Source organism: Marinoscillum pacificum (assembly GCF_024714495.1).
In the GTDB taxonomy this organism is placed as follows: Bacteria; Bacteroidota; Bacteroidia; order Cytophagales; family Cyclobacteriaceae; genus Marinoscillum; species Marinoscillum pacificum.
Genome location: NZ_JAMZMJ010000012.1, coordinates 54,438 through 72,208 on the forward strand (window position 1 = coordinate 54,438; position 17,771 = coordinate 72,208).

Below are 17,771 nucleotides of genomic sequence, written 5' to 3' on the forward strand. Positions count from 1 at the left end.
TAGTTTCAAATTTTGATTTAAATGTTTAACTAATTTTTACTCTAACTATGAAACAAATTCGAAAATTTATGCTGAAGTGGTATGTAGCAACTGTATTATCAGTGCTAGTATTAACTATTCAGAGTTGTAATACTCAAACAAAAGATACAGTTGTATCAAATGTGTCTGGAGAGGAACTATTTACAGCTATTTATTTCTTACAAGGACCAATTGCTAATCAGATTGAATTCTTTCAAGGGATGATTGAGTTTAGAGAAGAATATTTTAATTCAGATCAACTTGCTGCTCTTGATGAGACTAGAGAAAATATCATTTCTAAGATGAAGGAAAATGATCCGGCCTTTTTTGATGCCTTTAAGGAGATGATTGTTAGTGGAGATCATTATAGAATTAATGAGGCAATCGATTATGCAAATTCGTCTTTTAACGCTGCTCTTGATGAAAGTACACGAGAATTAGCTGAGCGGTACCAGAGTATTCAAGTTGATATACGAGATTTAAACATTAATTCTGAAGATGGATTTCAGAAAGGAGAATTAGAACTACTTGCCCATGAGTATGAAACTCAAATAATGTTGATGGACTCCCATAGTACTTCTGATCGAATCGATGACAATACATGTCTAGCCTTAGCTATTGCAGCTGTAGTTGTTATGGCGGTTTATAAGTATATTGATTTTTGGGAAGATTGGGGGCCTTTTGAGGAGGAAATAGCTAGAACGAGTAACATTCATAGGGAAACACTAGTAAACAATATAGCTGAACTTACTTTTGAATAAGGTAAGACTAATTTTTGTTGCCCTAAGCTTTTTATACATCTATCTTATAGTTGGAATAGCCCTTAGGGTTGTTCCAACAAATCCAATAACAATTTCGAGTAGTCGTGGATTGTGGGTTGGTTCTTTGTTTCCAGAGGGATTCAAGTTTTTTACAAAAAACCCAAGAGAACCTGTTGTTCAAATATACGAGAAAGGTTTAGATGGCTCCTGGGAGGTAATACGCCACTATCCGAATTTTAAATCGCAAAATCTTTTTGGAATTAAGAGAGAGTCTAGAGCAATTGGGCTAGAGGTTGCTAATATATTGAAATACATTAAGCCAGAGGAAATGATTTCAATAGCAAGAAGAGAATTGAAAAATATAGATATTGATTTAATCAATGTCCCAGCTGATGAAAATAGTCCAATTATGTGTGGAGAATTTTTAATCTCAAGTGAAGAGCCCATTCCTTGGGCTTGGCTATCAAGTTTTGATATGCAAAATCAGAAGCTTAATGTGGTTCACATTAACATAGATTGTAATTCTAATAATTGATCAGCGATGATTTTTGATAAGGTTATAAACAACATACTCGAAAGAAATATTTGGACCCCAACTTTGGGGCTAGGAAGAAGTATATTGGCTTTTGGTACGTTGTTAACTCTTGTTTTTAATGAAGTATCTGTATTGTTTAAGTCACTTGGCAAAGAAGAGTTAATCATAGAAAAGTCAGCAATAGCTAAAGTTAGTTTATTTGAAATAATGCCTTTGGGACCTGCAAAATGGCTAGCAGTTGTGCTCTTAATTGTGGTGATTTTGGGGTATTTGCCTAGAATAATGGGGGTAGTACATTGGTGGATTTCGTTCAGTTTTATTAATTCAGCCACGGTAATTGATGGAGGTGATCAAATAACGTCAATAATTACGCTATTACTGATACCAGTTTCTTTAGTGGATTTTAGAAAGAATCATTGGAACAAGCCAATTACATTAACGAATGAATTTAATGACAACTTGAAACAACTTATTGGTTTCTTTTCAATGATATCAATAAAGCTTCAAGTAGCATTTATCTATTTTGACGCTGCAATAGGTAAGTTTTCAGTCAATGAGTGGGCTGACGGCACAGCTATTTATTACTGGTTTACTAATCCTGTTTTTGGAATTAATAAGTTATTTGCTTCTGTTTTAAATCCTTTACTTGCAAACAAATACTTTATAGTACTTTCTACATATTCTGTTTTATTACTTGAAGTTCTTCTTTTTATGGCTGCTGTCATGTCATGGCAAAGGAGAAAGTATTTATTATTTGTTGCGATATTATTTCACCTCTCAATTGTATTTATACATGGTCTTGCTAGTTTCTTCTTTGCGATGGCAGGATGTTTAGTATTATATCTAGTGAAATGGGATAATTATAAATTTATATATTCATTTAAGGATCTGGTATTAAGAAATGAACGTTTTGGATTTTTAATTAATCTGCTCGATAACCATGGATCAATCAACTCCAAAAGCACAAACCAATAATATGTTTCCTGTTCATTATAGAAAGTTACTGAAGGTGATTCGGGGAATTGTTAAATTTTTCGAGGGTGGATCATGATGAAGAATTAATTAAGCCAATTAGAAACGATTTGAAAAAAGCATTCTTCATTTGAGGAATGCTTTTTTGTTTGCCTCTCCGGTTTTTACATAATGTTATACGTGATTCTGTGTTATTCATCAGTCTGAATTGATCTTTCCGCTTTTCTTTGCTCTAATTTGAAGAGCTGATAGTAAGCCAATTGTTAATCAGTCTCAGATTCAAACTGTTAAAGTGTTTCATTGTATGTTTCCCGAATCATTCGGGTTAAATTGCCCAGTAGAAGAAGGTTAAGTGAGCTTAAAAGAAGACCCTACATTCAATATTTATTCGGAACGGTCCAGCTTCAAGTGGATTGTATTGGCTATTTCTGTGGTGATTAGTGCAAGTTCTATTGTCTACACCAGTCAGCTAGTTCAAAAAATTCGTGCACGAGAAAGTAAGCAGATTGCTTTATATGCAAAAACACTCGAATACTTGTCTCACGAGGAGGAACTTCCTAATGCAGTATTTATCCTCGAGGAGATTGTTGATGCCAACAATACCATTCCAGTTATTGTGGCCAATGAATATGGCGAGCCTGACTTTTATAAAAACATACCAAAAGCGGATGGAATAAGTGATCCTGCCAAAAGGAAAGAATTTTTGTTGAATGAGATTCAAGAAATGCGAGATCAGCATGAGCCCATTTTGGTGACTCTTGCGGATCAGGGTCAAATTCTAGGTTATCTAACGATCTACTATAAGAATTCGCAACTCCTGGCTCAGCTAAAGTATTATCCATACATCCAACTATCTGTAATTGCCATTTTTGGACTCATCGTATTTGCTGTATTCAACTATTCCAGAACTGCTGAGCAAAACAGGGTTTGGGTAGGGATGGCAAAAGAAACAGCTCATCAGTTAGGGACACCTTTGTCTTCTTTACTCGCTTGGACAGAATATTTTAAGGAACAGTTTCCTGATCATCGAGATGTGTTTTTGGAATTGGAAAAAGACGTGGATCGATTAGAAATGATCACCGAGCGCTTCTCCAATATTGGTAGTGTGCCTCAGCTTAGAGAGGAGAATGTGCCTGATGTAGTTACTGAAGTGGTAAAGTATCTTCAGAAAAGGATTTCCAGAAAGGTATCAATTGAAATAGAAACATTTCCATCAGATGATATTCTAGGAGCGCTGAATCGATCGCTTTTTGCCTGGGTTATCGAAAACATCATCAAAAATGCCGTGGATGCTATGGGTGGAGTAGGCAGTATTCATGTAAAGATCATGAAGGTGAGCGAAGGAATGGTGTCTATAGATATTAGTGATACTGGGAAGGGAATTGCAAAAAATAGAATCAAGCAAGTGTTTGAGCCTGGCTTCACCACCAAGAAGCGTGGATGGGGTTTGGGGTTGACGCTAACTAAAAGAATAGTAGAGAATTACCACGGCGGGAAGATCTTTGTGAAGTCCTCAGAAGTGGATAAAGGAACAACTTTTAGAATATTACTGAAAACATAGTGAGTTTTCAACTTCATTTTTTTCAGTTAATCAATTTTAGGTTAATTTCGCACTCGATTCGAGATACGCTGATTTAAATCAATAAATAATGGCTAATACAGGTAAAATTACCCAAGTTATCGGTCCAGTTGTTGACGTAAGCTTTGAAGCTGAAGGCTCTAAGCTACCAAACATCATGGATGCATTGCAAATCACTAAGAAAGATGGTACCAAAGTAGTGTTAGAGGTACAGCAGCACTTAGGAGAAGATACTGTTAGAACCATCGCGATGGATGCGACTGATGGTATGATGCGAGGAATGGAAGTAGAGGACTTGGGTAGCCCAATTCAAATGCCGATTGGAGATGACGTAAAAGGTCGTCTATTCAACGTGGTAGGACAGGCTATCGATGGTATTCCACAACCTGCTACTACTAAAGGTTTACCAATCCACAGACAAGCACCTAAGTTTGAAGACCTATCTACTTCAACAGAGGTACTTTATACAGGTATTAAAGTTATTGACTTGATCGAGCCATACGCTAAAGGTGGTAAGATTGGATTGTTCGGTGGTGCCGGTGTAGGTAAAACCGTATTGATCCAGGAGTTGATCAACAACATTGCAAAAGCTTACTCTGGACTTTCTGTATTTGCCGGTGTAGGTGAGCGTACTCGTGAGGGTAACGACCTTCTTCGTGAGATGATCGAAGCTGGTATCGTTAACTATGGCGAAGACTTTAAACATTCAATGGAAGAAGGTGGATGGGATCTTTCTAAAGTGAAAACTGAAGATCTTAAAGAATCTAAAGCAACCTTCGTATTCGGACAGATGAATGAGCCTCCAGGGGCACGTGCTCGTGTAGCTCTTTCTGGTTTGACCATTGCAGAATATTTCCGTGACGGAGATGGTGAAGGACAAGGTAGAGATATCCTTTTCTTCGTAGATAACATCTTCCGATTCACACAGGCTGGTTCTGAGGTGTCTGCACTTCTTGGACGTATGCCATCAGCGGTAGGTTACCAGCCTACTCTAGCAACTGAGATGGGTGCGATGCAGGAGCGTATTACTTCTACTAAGAACGGTTCCATTACTTCAGTACAGGCAGTATATGTACCTGCGGATGACTTGACTGACCCTGCTCCAGCAACTACATTCTCTCACTTGGATGCTACTACAGTACTTTCAAGAAAAATTGCTGAGCTTGGTATTTATCCAGCGGTGGATCCTTTGGATTCAACTTCAAGAATTCTTTCTGCTGAAATCCTTGGTGATGAGCACTATGACTGTGCACAGCGTGTGAAGGAGCTTCTTCAGAGATACAAAGAACTTCAGGACATCATTGCTATCTTGGGTATGGACGAGCTTTCTGATGAGGATAAGCAAGTTGTACACAGAGCTAGAAGAGTACAAAGATTCTTGTCTCAACCTTTCCACGTAGCAGAGCAGTTTACTGGACTTAAAGGTGTGTTGGTAGACATTAAAGATACTATCAAAGGGTTCAACGAAATCATGGATGGTAAATATGATCACCTTCCAGAGGCAGCGTTCAACTTGGTAGGTACTATCGAAGATGCTGTAGCTAAAGGTGAAAAACTAATGGCTGAGGCGTAAGCCAAAGTCTTTGAGATCTAAACAACTTAGATATGTTTTTAGAAATAGTAACTCCTGACGAGAAAGTATTCGAAGGTGAGGTAGATAACGCTACTTTTCCAGGAAGCGATGGGTCATTCCAGGTTTTGGAAAACCACGCTGCTATGATCTCTACTTTAGGAGACGGAGATATCACTTATGTTAGAATAAAGGAGAAGAAGCCAGTTGCTACGCACATTCACGTGAGTGGTGGTGTGGTAGAAGTGCTTAATAACAAAGTGACTGTACTAGCTGAAAAAATCGTTTCAGAGTAAGATTTATAATTTCTTGATATAAATAAAAAGGGACCTAATTGGTCCCTTTTTTTATTCCTCTTTAAGCTGATCCACAGGATTTAACCTGGACGCTTTGATCGTTTGAATGCTGGTGGATAGCACTGCGATGAGTACCATTAATAGGCCCGCCATAAAAATTGTGAATAGAGAGATGTCTGTACGCAATTCATAGTTTTGAATCCACCGACTCATCATATACCAGCTAAGTGGTGCGGCAATGATAAAGCCGACTAGCAAGAGCCTTCCAAAATCACTGGAAAGCATCATCCAAATATTGGCTACCGTAGCTCCTAGTACTTTTCTTACGCCAATTTCCTTTGTTCTTTTTTCTATGACATAAGCTACTAGTCCAAACAAGCCTAAACAAGCGATGATCACTGCGAGTATTGAGAAGGCTGTTAGCAACTTTCCGAAATTGATGGTTTGGGTAAAAATCTCAGCATATTCTTGATCAGCAAATGTGTAGGAGAATGGACTTTTTGCAGTAATCGTCTGCCATTTGCTTTCAGCAGAATTCAAGATATCTTGTATCTCATCGCTTGTAGCTGATTCATTAAGGTCTACAACCATCTTTGTTTGAGGGTTTCTAAAAATAGGGGCGCTATGATCTAGAATGGCCACTGGGTATTTCGTTTGCGAAAGCGAGGTGTTGAAATCATTCATAACACCCACTATTTTGAAATCCACAGAATGGTACTGAATGTCTTCCCCAATAGCATCTAGATTGGATTCGAATCCGAATGCCTTCACAAAGTATTCATTCACTACAATGTTCGTAGAGTCAAAAAAGGACTTTTCTAAACCCCGACCTTCGATAAGTTGGATATCAAAACTAGGAATGAATGATTCATCAGCGGTGAGGTAGTTTACAGACAGGTTATAGTCTTTGTCTCCTCGCCTCTTGAAATTGTCAAAGTCAAAGATCATAGGAGGAGTATCACTAACGATGCTCACATATTTCACCTTAGGGTTAGATAAGAGTTCGTTTCGGTAAGTTTCCATCTGAGATTCTGAGCCCAATCTATTCACATGCTCTACAATGATTTTATTTTCCTTGTCAAACCCAAGATCATAATTCATCCAGTAGCTCACTTGATCCTTAACTATGAGTGTACAGGCAATCATAGTGATGCTAATGGCAAATTGCGCTGTTACGAGTATATTTCTAATCTTTCCATCTTTCAGGCCGAGAGAAAGCTTTCCTTTAAGCACTTTGGCTGGCTGAAATGATGATAAGTAAAATGCAGGGTAAAGTCCACCTAGCATCCCTACAAGAAGTGTAGAAAACACGATTGTGAGTAATGCAATTGGTGAGAGCATTGTAGATGTTGTTAATTCTGTGTCCACAATACCGTTGAAGAATGGAAGAATAAGCTCAGTTAAGAAAAAGCCAATAAGAACTGAAGCAACTACATAAATCAGGGATTCCGTCAGGAATTGGTAGATAAGATTAGATCTGCCTGATCCAATAACTTTTCGAATGCCCACCTCCTTTGCACGGCTGGCAGATTTGGCGGTAGAGAGGTTGATGAAATTGATTAGTGAGAGAATAAGAATTAGGCTGCCAATTCCCCATAAGACATAAATATTCTGAATGTTTCCGACCTGATTCAGTCTGGAATAAACATTAGTAGACCGCAAATGAATGTCTAAGAGAGGTTGGATATAAAGATCCCATTCCTCACCGGATGCAATAAACTCCTGATAACTGATACCTCTATACTTCTGCAGGAATGCTTCCAGGTATTTACCAGGGACTGCCGCTACTTTATCAGCAACTGAAGTTGGGTTTGCATCTTCTCTAAGTAATCCGAATGTCACAAAAGTGGTCCACATCCAGGAATCTCTTCTATCTGCTACATTTGGAAGAGAAGTCATAGAAATAAGGAAATCAAACTCAATATGAGATGTAGGAGGTACATCTGTGGTGATACCAGTAACCTTATATGATTTTTTATCCGCACCTTCACCTATTTCCAAATATTCGCCGAGTGCTTCTTGATCCTTGAAGTATTTCTTGGCTGTTTCTTTTGTGAGAATTATCGAATTTGGGCTAGAAAGAGCGGTTGATTGATCTCCTTGTAAGAGAGGGAATGTAAAGATCTCCAGGAAGTTCTCATCGACAGCTAGGACTTTTTCTTCTTCAAATACAATGGGTTGAGAGCCAATAGAGCGACTGATCACCTGAGGTCCAGTTGGGTGTGCCCTCGTGAGTGCTTCGAATTCTGGTACTTCTTCACGCAAAGCATGAACTACAGCAGGTCCAGTGGAGCCAAACAGAGCATCGTCATCTCCCCAGATGAAGGTTTGATTGATTCTGTAGATACGCTCTGCATTGGAGTGAAACTTGTCGTACTGCAATTCATAACTAGTATAAAGGGCGATGGTAATGCATACCATAATCCCTAGAGATAGGCCTAGTATATGGATAAAGGCAAAGAATCTTTGTCTTTGAATAGAGCGGATAGCAACTGTGAGTAAATTCTTAAACATGGACTTTCGGTTTGGATTTACCATACCAAAATTGCTGCCACATAATGTAAGTGGTTGATAAATAATGTGTTGTGTGTTTTGGTGTGCTGGATGACTGCTCGAATATGGACAGTTTTGTTCGATATTATGATGAATTTACGTAGGCTTTAAGGGAAACGCGTAATTTCAATGTTTAGGCGATACCCTCTTATAATCCTCTTGCGTCATTCTCATCTTTGTATTGTAGTTATGACAAATAAACGCAAACCGACTAAAAGACTAAAAAATATGACAACTTCAAGCATCGCAGCCCCAAGTTACCTGACATCTTATACCAATACTATGACAGGTTTTTCATCACAGTCACAAGGGTTTGTTCTGGATGCAACGTCAACTACCCCATTGATTAAATACAGCAAAAGTCATAATTCACTTGTGGTACGTGGAAACTCTATATCCACAAACATGGAAGACTTTTATAAGCCAATCATGGCTATGTTAAAAAATGATGCGCTCACTAGCAGATCGGTAACTGTTGAAGTGAGTTTGATCAACATGAATTTGCCGACTCTAAAGGTATTGTTTGACCTATTCAAATACCTGGAGCTAAAGAAATTAACAGGTGGCAATGTAGAGGTGATTTGGAGAGTTGATGCCACCAATCCTGAAATGATCGATACAGGTTTGAACTTTTCAGACCTGTACGATTTGGATTTCAAAGTATTAACGAAATAGGTTTTTAGATTAGTTGTTAGTTAGGTTTTAGCGATTAAGGGGTGCACAATAGTGCACCTCTTTTTTTGTAAATAGGGGAAGTGCCTATCCATTCAGGTGAATTGCGTAATCTTTCAAGATGAGTAAAATGCTCTAATAATTCCTTGATTGATACAATAATTTAGTGATCGTAACCACTTTGAGTATTTATTGAAACTATAACTATCACGATTATGAACACCAACCAGATTGTTCACACAGGTTTACGTGTGTCTAAGCCGCATGGCAATTATTCTGAAACAACTAAAGCTCACAATTCACCCGTGAAATTCGACCCGATAAATGGAACATTGATCTTAAAAGGAAAAATAACGCAAAGGGATTTGCATCACTTTTATTTTCCAATTAAAAGTCAATTAGCAATGCATCTTGAGAAGAAGCAAGAGCTGATTGTAGGTATTTTCTTGTCTGATCTTGATTTCGCGAATGTGAAGATGTTATTCGAGCTTTTCACATATGTGAGACGGGTGAAGAAGAGTGGAGCTAGTATTAAAGTAAAATGGTTTATCAGTCCGTTTGATGCTCACTTGTTAGATATAGCTCAAGATTTTGAACAATTGTTTAAAGTAGGTACAGAAAACGTTTTGACTAGAGTTCAATACTAGAAACCGGAATTTCTATTTCCCCGAGATTCAACATGGCGTTGATTAGCGATATCTTTTGAAATGACTGAATATCGACTAAGGAAATCTCTATCTCGGAGATCAGCCCCATTTCCAATAAATATTGCCTCTTTACCCCAGGTAGTAGATAACTTTTTGGAGTAAGCCAATTGGAGCCGTCATAAAAAGCCAGGTTGGCATAGTAAGAATCTGTGACTAAGTTATTCTTCACTATGATGATGTCGTCAAAAGCACCACGTTTTTGAAAGAGACTCGTAAGGTATTGCCGATCTTCAAACTTATACTCATATTCTACTGTGTCGTCCTGAACTACTTTTAGGGATTTGATCGGATTTACCTTGTATTCTGAGTATTCAATATCAATTACGTCCTGCGAATACACTACACGTACTTTGTGGCGTTCATCAAAATCGATTTTTGGTAAAACATCTGCCAGATCAATGGGGTGGATATTTGGGTAAAACTTTTCAAAAGTTCGGTTGACTCTCTTCTGGTGATATTTAATTAATTGATATTCACCGTGTTGAAAACAGATGGATTCTATAAATTTCTGATCTAGATTCATTTCACTTACCGTTAAGATAACCTAATCCGCCGTTATGAGACGATTTCTATTGGATACTGTCTTATGCTCTCTTTTCATTTTTAGTTTAATGGGCTTATTCTCCAGTGTCACTTATTTTCGAATATTTGATGTTTTAGATCCTGTTGGAGAAATGTTCGCTGATTTTGAGATGAGTGACTTAGTCATGTCTCAATTGAGAGAAGCTCCACTTGCTAGTGAAGATATAGTTGTTGTCAATATTTCTAATGCTAACCGTGAAGAAATAGGCTACATGATTCAAATTTTGGAGCAGTATCAACCTGCTGTGATTGGCGTAGATGTCACCTTTTCTGTACCAAAATCATATGCTGAGGATAGTGTGTTTGCACAAACGCTAGCCATGTATGACAATGTGGTTATTGGTAGTGAGTTGAGGCTGCCTGTTATGGATGATACTAAGGGATATGGGTTTGATACATTAGTTATTCCGGTGCCTCGACTAGCAGAGCACGCAGATTTTGGTTTTGTGAATTTGTTGACTGACGCAGAAAATCAGGATGATGTCAAGTTTTGTCGAGAATTGGTTTTAAGAGCGAAGGTGCGAGGAATAGAAGAAGAACAACTGGCATTCGCAGTAAAGCTGGCACAATATAAAGATCCAGAAGCAACTCAGGTCTTTCTCGATCGCAATAACTTGATTGAAACCATCAATTATAGAGGAAATGTGATGGATTTTGGTCGATCAGAGTTTGGGACCAAATACTTTGCATTGGATATTCATGAGGTGTTTGATGAGAACTTTACTGAAGATCTGCTTAAAGACAAAGTGGTCATCATGTGCTTTTTAGGAAATTATATCGGTGACATGAACACACGTCAGGATTTATATTTTACACCATTAAATAAGAACTACGTTGGTAAATCTGAGCCTGATATGTTTGGTGGCGTTATTCATGCTAATACTGTTTCGATGATATTGGAAGAGGATTACATTGAATACATGCCATCTTCTTATGGAATTGTGTTAGCCATTTTTGGTTGTTTGATAACTGTCTTTTGCTTCAAGTGGGTGTATGGAGCCTTGCCTAGCTGGTATGATGGAATCACTAAGATTGTTCAATTGGTATTGGTGGCTAGCTTGACTTTATTAAGCATTTACATGTTTATCAGCCATAATTACAAAACCGAACTAACTCTACTGTTAGTGGTGATAGCTCTTTCTGGAGACTCTATTGAGGTCTATCATGGGGTGGTCAAAAACCTGTTCTCTAGAAAAAAGAGATCTCAACTCTTTAAGTTAAACCGCCATTTTTGGAAAGAATAAGGTGTTACACGCGTAAATCTCGTGTGTCTACGAGAAGTACTTAGTGTGATAGATGCGTAATGTCCTTAGCCGTATCCCTCATTTGTTTTGAGGCTGTCTCGCGTTTTTTGAATTCAGTGTTTCGCTCTCGTTTTCAGGTAGTTAAAGTGGCAACTTTGATTTGTAATAAAAACACAAAGAGACCATGAAAACTATATTCACAACATTCGCACTAGTAGTAATAACAACATTCGCATTTGGACAGGACTTATCTCTTAAAAGCTACATTGAGCAAACAGAAGTTGGTCCAAAAGTAGGGTCAGCTTTAGGTTTCAATACCAAATCAGGAATTGAAATTGGAGGTTTTTTCCAAAAGGCAGTAGACGGTATGTTAACAGAAGAATCCACTCCCTGGAACTGCGAAAAAGAATTTTATGGAGCCTATTTTACCTATCCGGTTGTTTCAGGACAATTCTTTGATTTAGGCTTCAATGTAAGAACAGGAGTGAGTAACGGCGAGAACTTCACCATTACTCCAAGTTTGCTGACGAGCGTATCACCAATCAAACAGGTAAAAGTAGGTGCAGGACTTGGCGTACGTGCCATGAGACCTACAGTACAAGGTATGATTACTATCCGATTGAACGCTGGAAGTAAAGGCGGTGTGTTAGCTTCTAATTAATCAGTGGTAAAAATTAATAAGACGATGATAAGCGCATTAAACTATTCCTTGAGTTTAGCGATTTTCGCAAGTACAATTGAAGAGATCATCGAGCCAACGTTGACTACTCCCTATGTGAAGTATGACCGAAGCAGCAACTACCTAATGATAAAAGGAACCTCAACAAGAGACAACATAGAGTTATTCTATGGCAAAGTGTTGAAGGAGTTCAAACAAAAAATCAAACAAATGAATACGGGTGTATTGCACTTGAACTTCAAGACGTTCAATACCTCGACTGCCAAAGTATTGTTTGACCTGTTCAGAAGTTTGCTGGATGCGCAGAATGCAGGTCACCTTGTAGCCATCCAATGGGATGTGTATAATTCGGAAGAGGATATGATAGACACAGCAAGGGACTTTGCTGAGCTATTTGATCTGAAGATCAAAATAAAGTAAGTGTTTTAGTATATAGTTTCATGGTGATATGGCCGGCCACGCAAGTGGTCGGCTGTTTTTTTGTATCAATATTTGATTTTTAAACAGCCTGTTTCACTTTGAGTATCACAAGCTATAAGTCGAGTAATGATCCTGTCCTCTTCTTGAAACCACCTTTGACCTTATTGCCAGGATTATTGGGTTCAATTCTATGGGTTCTGTAGTTAATGACTATTCAATTCAATCAGTGGTATGAATGAGAAAGTTCTTCAAAATGTCGATTTGGAGGTTGATTGAAGGTGTTACACGCGTAAATCTCGTGTGTCTACGAGAAGTACTTAGTGTCATAGATGCGTAATGTCCCTAGCCGTATCCCTCATTTGTTTTGAGGCTGTCTCGCGTTTTTTGAATTCAGTGTTTCGCTCTCGTTTTCAGGTAGTTAAAGTGGCAACTTTGATTTGTAATTAAAACACAAAGAGACCATGAAAACTATATTCACAACATTCGCACTAGTAGTAATAGCAACATTCGCATTCGGACAGGACTTATCTCTTAAAAGCTACATCGAGCAAACAGAAGTTGGTCCAAAAGTAGGGTCAGCTCTAGGTTTCAATACCAAATCAGGAATTGAAATTGGAGGTTTTTTCCAAAAGGCAGTAGACGGTATGTTGACAGAAGAATCCACTCCCTGGAACTGCGAAAAAGAATTTTATGGAGCCTATTTTACCTATCCGGTCGTTTCAGGGCAATTCTTTGATTTAGGCTTCAATGTAAGAACAGGAGTAAGCAACGGCGAGAACTTCACCATTACTCCAAGTTTGCTGACGAGCGTATCACCAATCAAACAGGTAAAAGTAGGTGCAGGACTTGGTGTACGTGCCATGAGGCCTACAGTACAAGGTATGATTACTATCCGATTAAACGCTGGAAGCAAAGGTGGAGTGTTAGCTTCTAATTAATCAGTAGAAAAATTTAAAATTGACAAGACGATGTTAAGTGCGATCAATTATTCTCTTAATTCTGTACTGCACGCTTTAGTAGCAGAGGATATTATCGAGCCAACATTCACAACTCCGTTTGTGAAGTATGACAAAACAAGAAATGCCTTAACGATCAAAGGATCATCTACAAGAAAAAACATTGTTCAATTCTACGATCGCGTTTTAGGAGATTTTAAATACAATTTGAGAACTAAACGAAGAGGTGAACTTCATTTAAACTTCACCAAGTTTGGTCCATCAACGCTAAAAATATTATTCAGCTTATTACGCTTCGTTAGCAAAGAGCAACAATTAGGAACCAAAGTCGATGTTGTCTGGAGTGTAGCAGGAGCTGAAGTAGAGATGCTTGATACCATTAGGGATTTTGCTGAACTATACGATTTGAGATTAAAGATTAGGTGAGTTTTATTAGTTTCATGGTGATGTAGCCGGCCACTTAGTGGTCGGCTTTTTTTATATCGGAAGGTAAACCTTGTCTATTATTTCCTGATATTCACTTTCGGCTTTACTGAAAGATGTGGTTCCGCCACCACTTTTATAAACCAATGATCCGTCCTTGTTTTCGATGAAACGGATCATTACACCTGAGTCCAAAGACTCACCATCAAAAACGCCACACACTCCAGTGTAAAAGTTGCGATCATAATTTTCTGCTTCAGTGATTATTCGGATCGTTTCTTTCTTTGGAGCGCCAGAAATACTACCTGCAGGCAATAGCTTAAATAAGATGTCTCCCAGTTGGCTTTGCCAGTTTTCACTCAGCTCGCCAGCAATTTCTGAACTTACCTGAAACAGCGATTTTTCATGCGTGATGATTTTCGAAATAAATCGAAATTTGGGCACTGTCACTCTTTTGGCAATTTGACTGAGGTCATTTCGAATCAAATCAACAATAGTGACATGTTCAGCCGTTTCTTTAGGGTCATTCAGGATGATTTTTTCTGCATCAGGGATCGTGGCGTCAATGGTTCCCTTCATAGGATAGGAGTAGATTCTATTCTCCTTTATTTGAATGAAAGTTTCTGGTGAAAACAATACAAACTGATCCTGAAAGCGCATCTTGTACTTGGCGGAAACCATCTCGTAGATTTCCTCAATACTCAAGTTGGTCTCAATTGGCGTCTCAAATGTCAAGTTAACCAAATAGGAGTTGCCAATATTGATCTGATTGACGACATAGTTGAATGCGGGCAAAAACTCTTGAAAAGAGATCGGGTATTTCTGAAAAGAAAACGGCCACTGACTATCCTTATTGCCAGATTGTTCCGATCGGAATGTAAACTCTACATCATTTGGTAACTCAGAGAGAGGTTTTACAAATGCTTTGGTTCCTAAGAAATCTGTGAAGAAGAAAAATGGGGTTTTCGCTCTGCCCAAATTATTCATTTGGGTAATAGCAGCCTGTCTAATTAACATGTTACTTCCTACCTGTCATTCGGTTCCACATGCGCTTTTCAAACTGCCAAAAGAATTGAAATTGGCCAAAAACAAACCCATAGAAAAGTAAAATCACATTGTATATTGGAAGAATCAGGATGTAGTAAATGACTGTAAACCAAATGTTTTGTTCACCCTCAGAAGTGAAGAATGCGACGATTGGCTTTTTTAAGAACAGTACAGTGAATCCTGTGCATGCAAATACAACAAGCACAATGACTACTTGCCAGCCATTTTTGAGATTCCATCTATTTTGTAGTTTATCTATCCAGCCCATCTATTTGATGTTTGAACTCTCTCCATTTAGGAGTGCAGGTAAAAGTTACTGATTCTTTTTTTACGGGATGCACAAAACTAATTTGAAAGGCATGCAAATGAATGCTTTTGTCAGGATTTGCTTCTGGATATCCATATTTTAAATCGCCTTTAATACTTGTTTTCATAGAAGCTAGCTGCACTCTGATCTGATGTGAACGACCCGTTTTAGGCATTACTTTGAGAAGCGAATGCTTATCTTCATTTCCCAAAAGTTCATAATCAAGCTCGGCTTCCTTGGCACTGCCCATTGGTTTTTTATAGGCTTTGACTAAATTTTTTTGACCGTCTTTGTATAGCCAATGAATCAACTTTCCATGATCGTTTTCGGGTTTTCCTTTTACTACAGCGAGGTAAGTTTTTTGGATGTTGTCATCTCTGAAGAGCTTGTTCATTCGCTCCAAAGCTTTGCTGGTTCGTGCAAAAACAGTGATTCCACTCACAGGTCGGTCTAGTCGGTGGGTAGGATGAAGAAAGACCTCTCCTGGTTTATTATATTTCTTTTTGATGTATTCCCGGCCCCAGTCCGTAAGTGTTTTATCTCCGGTTTTATCACCTTGCACTAACCATCCAGATGGCTTGTTCAATAATAATAAGTGGTTGTCTTCGTATATAACTTGAGGATCTTTCACGACTATCATTTGAAAAAGGCAAAACTACTTACAATACTGTTCAGAGATTTTATTGTTTACAATTTCATTTTTACTCTGGCAGGTGGATACTACCTATGGTTCTTTGAAGCGAAGAGTTATCCCTATCTATTTTGGATCAAAATCATTGGCTATGCGGTCTTAGGGCTATGGTATTATCAGTCTAGAAAAGAACGATTGTACTTTTATCACAACATGGGATGGACGATTAAATCATTGATCCTTTATACGCTTCTGATCGATTCTTTCATCACTTTCGTTTTTTACGCACTTGTTTATGCAATTACTTGAAATAGATAGCGTCAATTTCAAATATGGAGATCGATCCATATTGAGTAATGTCTATTTGAAGGTATATGTAGGAGAAGCTGTAGGTTTTTTGGGACGAAATGGGTGCGGTAAGTCGACCTTACTCAAAGTAATTTTCGGCTCTTTGAAAGGTGAAAATCAATCCGTTCGAATTGATGGCGTTTATCATGCTACTCCTTTTGAATCTAGTCAGGTGATGTTCATGCCTCAAGAGGGATTGTTCCCAGGATTTTTAACCATTCGAAAAGCATGTGAGCTTTATCAAGCTGATTTTCAGCAAATGCAAAAGCATCCAGAGGTCTTGGAATACTTAGAGTTTCAGTTTGATCAGTTGTCCGGTGGCATCTCAAAGTTTATCGAGACGTTGATTGTACTTTATTCACCAGCTCCATTTATTCTGCTAGATGAGCCGTTCTCATTTATAGCGCCGGTGTTGGTGGAGCGATTGATTCCTACTATCAAGGAAGTTGCACAATATAAAGGAGTGCTACTAACGGATCATCAATACAAGTCCATCCTGGCAACAACTGATCGATTATACCTATTAAGAAACCAGAGTATTCGACCAGTGACTGAGGTACAAGAGCTAAGAGATATGGGTTATATTAGTTAAGGGAAACGATCCAATCAGGCGATTCGGTGAGTTCTAATGTCTGCTGAGAGCTGTTAACAGCATGGATCAAATCTATACTAGGGTTCCAAAACGCATTTTGATCAACTAGATCTGTTTCGCAAAATAAATACGCTCCACCGATTACCAGATTTCTATTTCTCGAGTCAAGTTCTTTCAGTGGTGAAACGGGGTCCTTGTGATGAGCACTCAATTGCAAAGATTCTGTCTTGACTTCTTGATGCTCTATCCATCGTGTTTTATTTGTGGGCAGGTGCGCAGATTCGTAAACATGACTCGCAAATTTGCGTCCAGCCGCATGGTCCTTTTCTCCAGTTATCACCATCAAAAAAGTATTGGAATCTATCCTTTTATAGGTGTCATGTGCACCAAGTTTTAGGTATTTGAATCCCGGTTGGCACAGTACTAAGCCAGAAACATGAAGACCATTTTCATTATGGTTATTGGCAATATTAGAAGCGATGACTCCACCAATGGAATGTCCAATCAGGATCAAAGAAGTCACATCTACTTGATGATCCGAATTGAGTTGTTTCTTTGCGTCACGAATCACTTCTTCTGTTCTATGGGTAAATGCGTTTGTTCTGGGAAGGAAAGTGCCAATTTGAAATTTCGGGAAAACCACGGCATTTCCTTGCTCGGTGAGCGATTTGATCCATCCTCCATAGCATCCAGGATTGGAAGCTCCATAGCCATGGAGAAACACCACCAGGTTTTTGTTGATATCCTGATCAGCGTCGTATATCAGCCAGTACTCATGAGCTCCTCGGCCATGTGCCGTCATTGTGAGCTTTGCGTGGCTCGTGGAAGATATACAAATCAGAACAATGATGGAGAGGTAGCTATGAAGTTTCATAGTCT

The 17,771-nt window shown here is 38.5% G+C and carries 21 protein-coding genes; 15 read left to right on the forward strand and 6 right to left on the reverse strand.

Translation table 11 applies throughout. From position 1 onward, the window contains the following. Window positions 1–47 precede the first annotated feature (47 nt). The 6 genes from NXS00_RS21070 to atpC all read left to right on the forward strand — a co-directional run bounded on the left by NXS00_RS21070 (window position 48) and on the right by atpC (window position 5,731). On the forward strand, window positions 48–779 hold the full coding sequence (locus tag NXS00_RS21070; protein WP_258101253.1) for a sporulation delaying protein family toxin: 732 nt from the start codon (window positions 48–50) through the stop codon (window positions 777–779). After that, the gene (locus NXS00_RS21075) at window positions 772–1,314 is read left to right on the forward strand and encodes an SdpA family antimicrobial peptide system protein (protein ID WP_258101254.1); all 543 of its coding nucleotides are present in this window, start codon (window positions 772–774) and stop codon (window positions 1,312–1,314) included. Before NXS00_RS21070 ends, NXS00_RS21075 begins: the two co-directional genes overlap by 8 nt. 6 nt (window positions 1,315–1,320) lie before the next feature. Beyond that, window positions 1,321–2,289 carry a sporulation-delaying protein SdpB family protein gene (locus tag NXS00_RS21080; RefSeq protein WP_258101255.1) on the forward strand — a complete coding sequence of 323 codons (969 nt, stop codon included), beginning with the start codon at window positions 1,321–1,323 and terminating at the stop codon, window positions 2,287–2,289. A gap of 349 nt (window positions 2,290–2,638) precedes the next feature. Next, a complete protein-coding gene (locus NXS00_RS21085; RefSeq protein ID WP_258101256.1) occupies window positions 2,639–3,847 on the forward strand; it encodes a sensor histidine kinase in 1,209 nt (402 codons plus the stop codon). A gap of 88 nt (window positions 3,848–3,935) precedes the next feature. Continuing rightward, entirely contained in the window at window positions 3,936–5,438 is a 1,503-nt protein-coding gene (atpD, locus tag NXS00_RS21090) for a F0F1 ATP synthase subunit beta (protein WP_258101257.1), read from the forward strand. A 32-nt stretch (window positions 5,439–5,470) separates the two neighbouring features. Then, a complete protein-coding gene (gene atpC / locus NXS00_RS21095; protein ID WP_258101258.1) occupies window positions 5,471–5,731 on the forward strand; it encodes an ATP synthase F1 subunit epsilon in 261 nt (86 codons plus the stop codon). Between the two features lie 51 nt (window positions 5,732–5,782). Here atpC and NXS00_RS21100 read toward each other — a convergent pair whose 3' ends face one another. Continuing rightward, a complete protein-coding gene (locus NXS00_RS21100) occupies window positions 5,783–8,245 on the reverse strand; it encodes an ABC transporter permease (RefSeq protein ID WP_258101259.1) in 2,463 nt (820 codons plus the stop codon). A gap of 267 nt (window positions 8,246–8,512) precedes the next feature. On the opposite strand from NXS00_RS21100, the gene NXS00_RS21105 reads away from it, so the two are divergent. Continuing rightward, window positions 8,513–8,959 carry a SiaC family regulatory phosphoprotein gene (locus NXS00_RS21105; RefSeq protein ID WP_258101260.1) on the forward strand — a complete coding sequence of 149 codons (447 nt, stop codon included), beginning with the start codon at window positions 8,513–8,515 and terminating at the stop codon, window positions 8,957–8,959. Between the two features lie 212 nt (window positions 8,960–9,171). Beyond that, a complete protein-coding gene (locus tag NXS00_RS21110) occupies window positions 9,172–9,603 on the forward strand; it encodes a SiaC family regulatory phosphoprotein (RefSeq protein WP_258101261.1) in 432 nt (143 codons plus the stop codon). Here NXS00_RS21110 and NXS00_RS21115 read toward each other — a convergent pair. Further along, window positions 9,587–10,186 (reverse strand): aminotransferase class IV, encoded by a 600-nt coding sequence (locus tag NXS00_RS21115; RefSeq protein ID WP_258101262.1) that lies wholly within the window; start codon window positions 10,184–10,186, stop codon window positions 9,587–9,589. The genes NXS00_RS21110 and NXS00_RS21115 overlap by 17 nt on opposite strands. A 34-nt stretch (window positions 10,187–10,220) precedes the next feature. Here NXS00_RS21115 and NXS00_RS21120 point away from each other — a divergent pair, with 34 nt between their 5' ends. The 5 genes from NXS00_RS21120 (at window position 10,221) to NXS00_RS21140 (ending at window position 13,970) form a co-directional block, all read left to right on the forward strand. Then, on the forward strand, window positions 10,221–11,489 hold the full coding sequence (locus NXS00_RS21120) for a CHASE2 domain-containing protein (RefSeq protein WP_258101263.1): 1,269 nt from the start codon (window positions 10,221–10,223) through the stop codon (window positions 11,487–11,489). 184 nt (window positions 11,490–11,673) lie between these two features. Next, the gene (locus tag NXS00_RS21125) at window positions 11,674–12,150 is read left to right on the forward strand and encodes a hypothetical protein (RefSeq protein WP_258101264.1); all 477 of its coding nucleotides are present in this window, start codon (window positions 11,674–11,676) and stop codon (window positions 12,148–12,150) included. Window positions 12,151–12,174: 24 nt separating this feature from the next. Further along, a complete protein-coding gene (locus tag NXS00_RS21130) occupies window positions 12,175–12,588 on the forward strand; it encodes a SiaC family regulatory phosphoprotein (RefSeq protein ID WP_258101265.1) in 414 nt (137 codons plus the stop codon). 461 nt (window positions 12,589–13,049) lie between these two features. After that, window positions 13,050–13,526 carry a hypothetical protein gene (locus NXS00_RS21135; RefSeq protein ID WP_258101266.1) on the forward strand — a complete coding sequence of 159 codons (477 nt, stop codon included), beginning with the start codon at window positions 13,050–13,052 and terminating at the stop codon, window positions 13,524–13,526. 30 nt (window positions 13,527–13,556) lie between these two features. Then, entirely contained in the window at window positions 13,557–13,970 is a 414-nt protein-coding gene (locus NXS00_RS21140; protein ID WP_258101267.1) for a SiaC family regulatory phosphoprotein, read from the forward strand. A gap of 51 nt (window positions 13,971–14,021) precedes the next feature. On the opposite strand, the gene NXS00_RS21145 is transcribed toward NXS00_RS21140, so the two are convergent. Genes NXS00_RS21145 through NXS00_RS21155 form a run of 3 tightly spaced genes read right to left on the reverse strand, consistent with a single transcriptional unit; the run spans window position 14,022 to window position 15,961 of the window. Continuing rightward, entirely contained in the window at window positions 14,022–14,984 is a 963-nt protein-coding gene (locus NXS00_RS21145; protein ID WP_258101268.1) for an aminodeoxychorismate synthase component I, read from the reverse strand. 1 nt (window position 14,985) lies between these two features. Continuing rightward, window positions 14,986–15,282: a DUF6787 family protein gene (locus NXS00_RS21150; protein ID WP_258101269.1), complete on the reverse strand. Its 297-nt coding sequence runs from the start codon at window positions 15,280–15,282 to the stop codon at window positions 14,986–14,988. Beyond that, window positions 15,266–15,961 (reverse strand): RluA family pseudouridine synthase, encoded by a 696-nt coding sequence (locus NXS00_RS21155; RefSeq protein WP_373418677.1) that lies wholly within the window; start codon window positions 15,959–15,961, stop codon window positions 15,266–15,268. The genes NXS00_RS21150 and NXS00_RS21155 overlap by 17 nt, the downstream gene beginning before the upstream one ends. Here NXS00_RS21155 and NXS00_RS21160 point away from each other — a divergent pair, their 5' ends adjacent. Then, entirely contained in the window at window positions 15,962–16,261 is a 300-nt protein-coding gene (locus NXS00_RS21160; protein WP_258101271.1) for a hypothetical protein, read from the forward strand. Then, window positions 16,248–16,892, forward strand: coding sequence for an ATP-binding cassette domain-containing protein (locus tag NXS00_RS21165; protein WP_258101272.1), 645 nt, complete (start codon window positions 16,248–16,250; stop codon window positions 16,890–16,892). The genes NXS00_RS21160 and NXS00_RS21165 overlap by 14 nt, the downstream gene beginning before the upstream one ends. On the opposite strand, the gene NXS00_RS21170 is transcribed toward NXS00_RS21165, so the two are convergent. Next, window positions 16,885–17,766: an alpha/beta hydrolase gene (locus NXS00_RS21170; protein ID WP_258101273.1), complete on the reverse strand. Its 882-nt coding sequence runs from the start codon at window positions 17,764–17,766 to the stop codon at window positions 16,885–16,887. The genes NXS00_RS21165 and NXS00_RS21170 overlap by 8 nt on opposite strands. Window positions 17,767–17,771 lie beyond the last annotated feature (5 nt).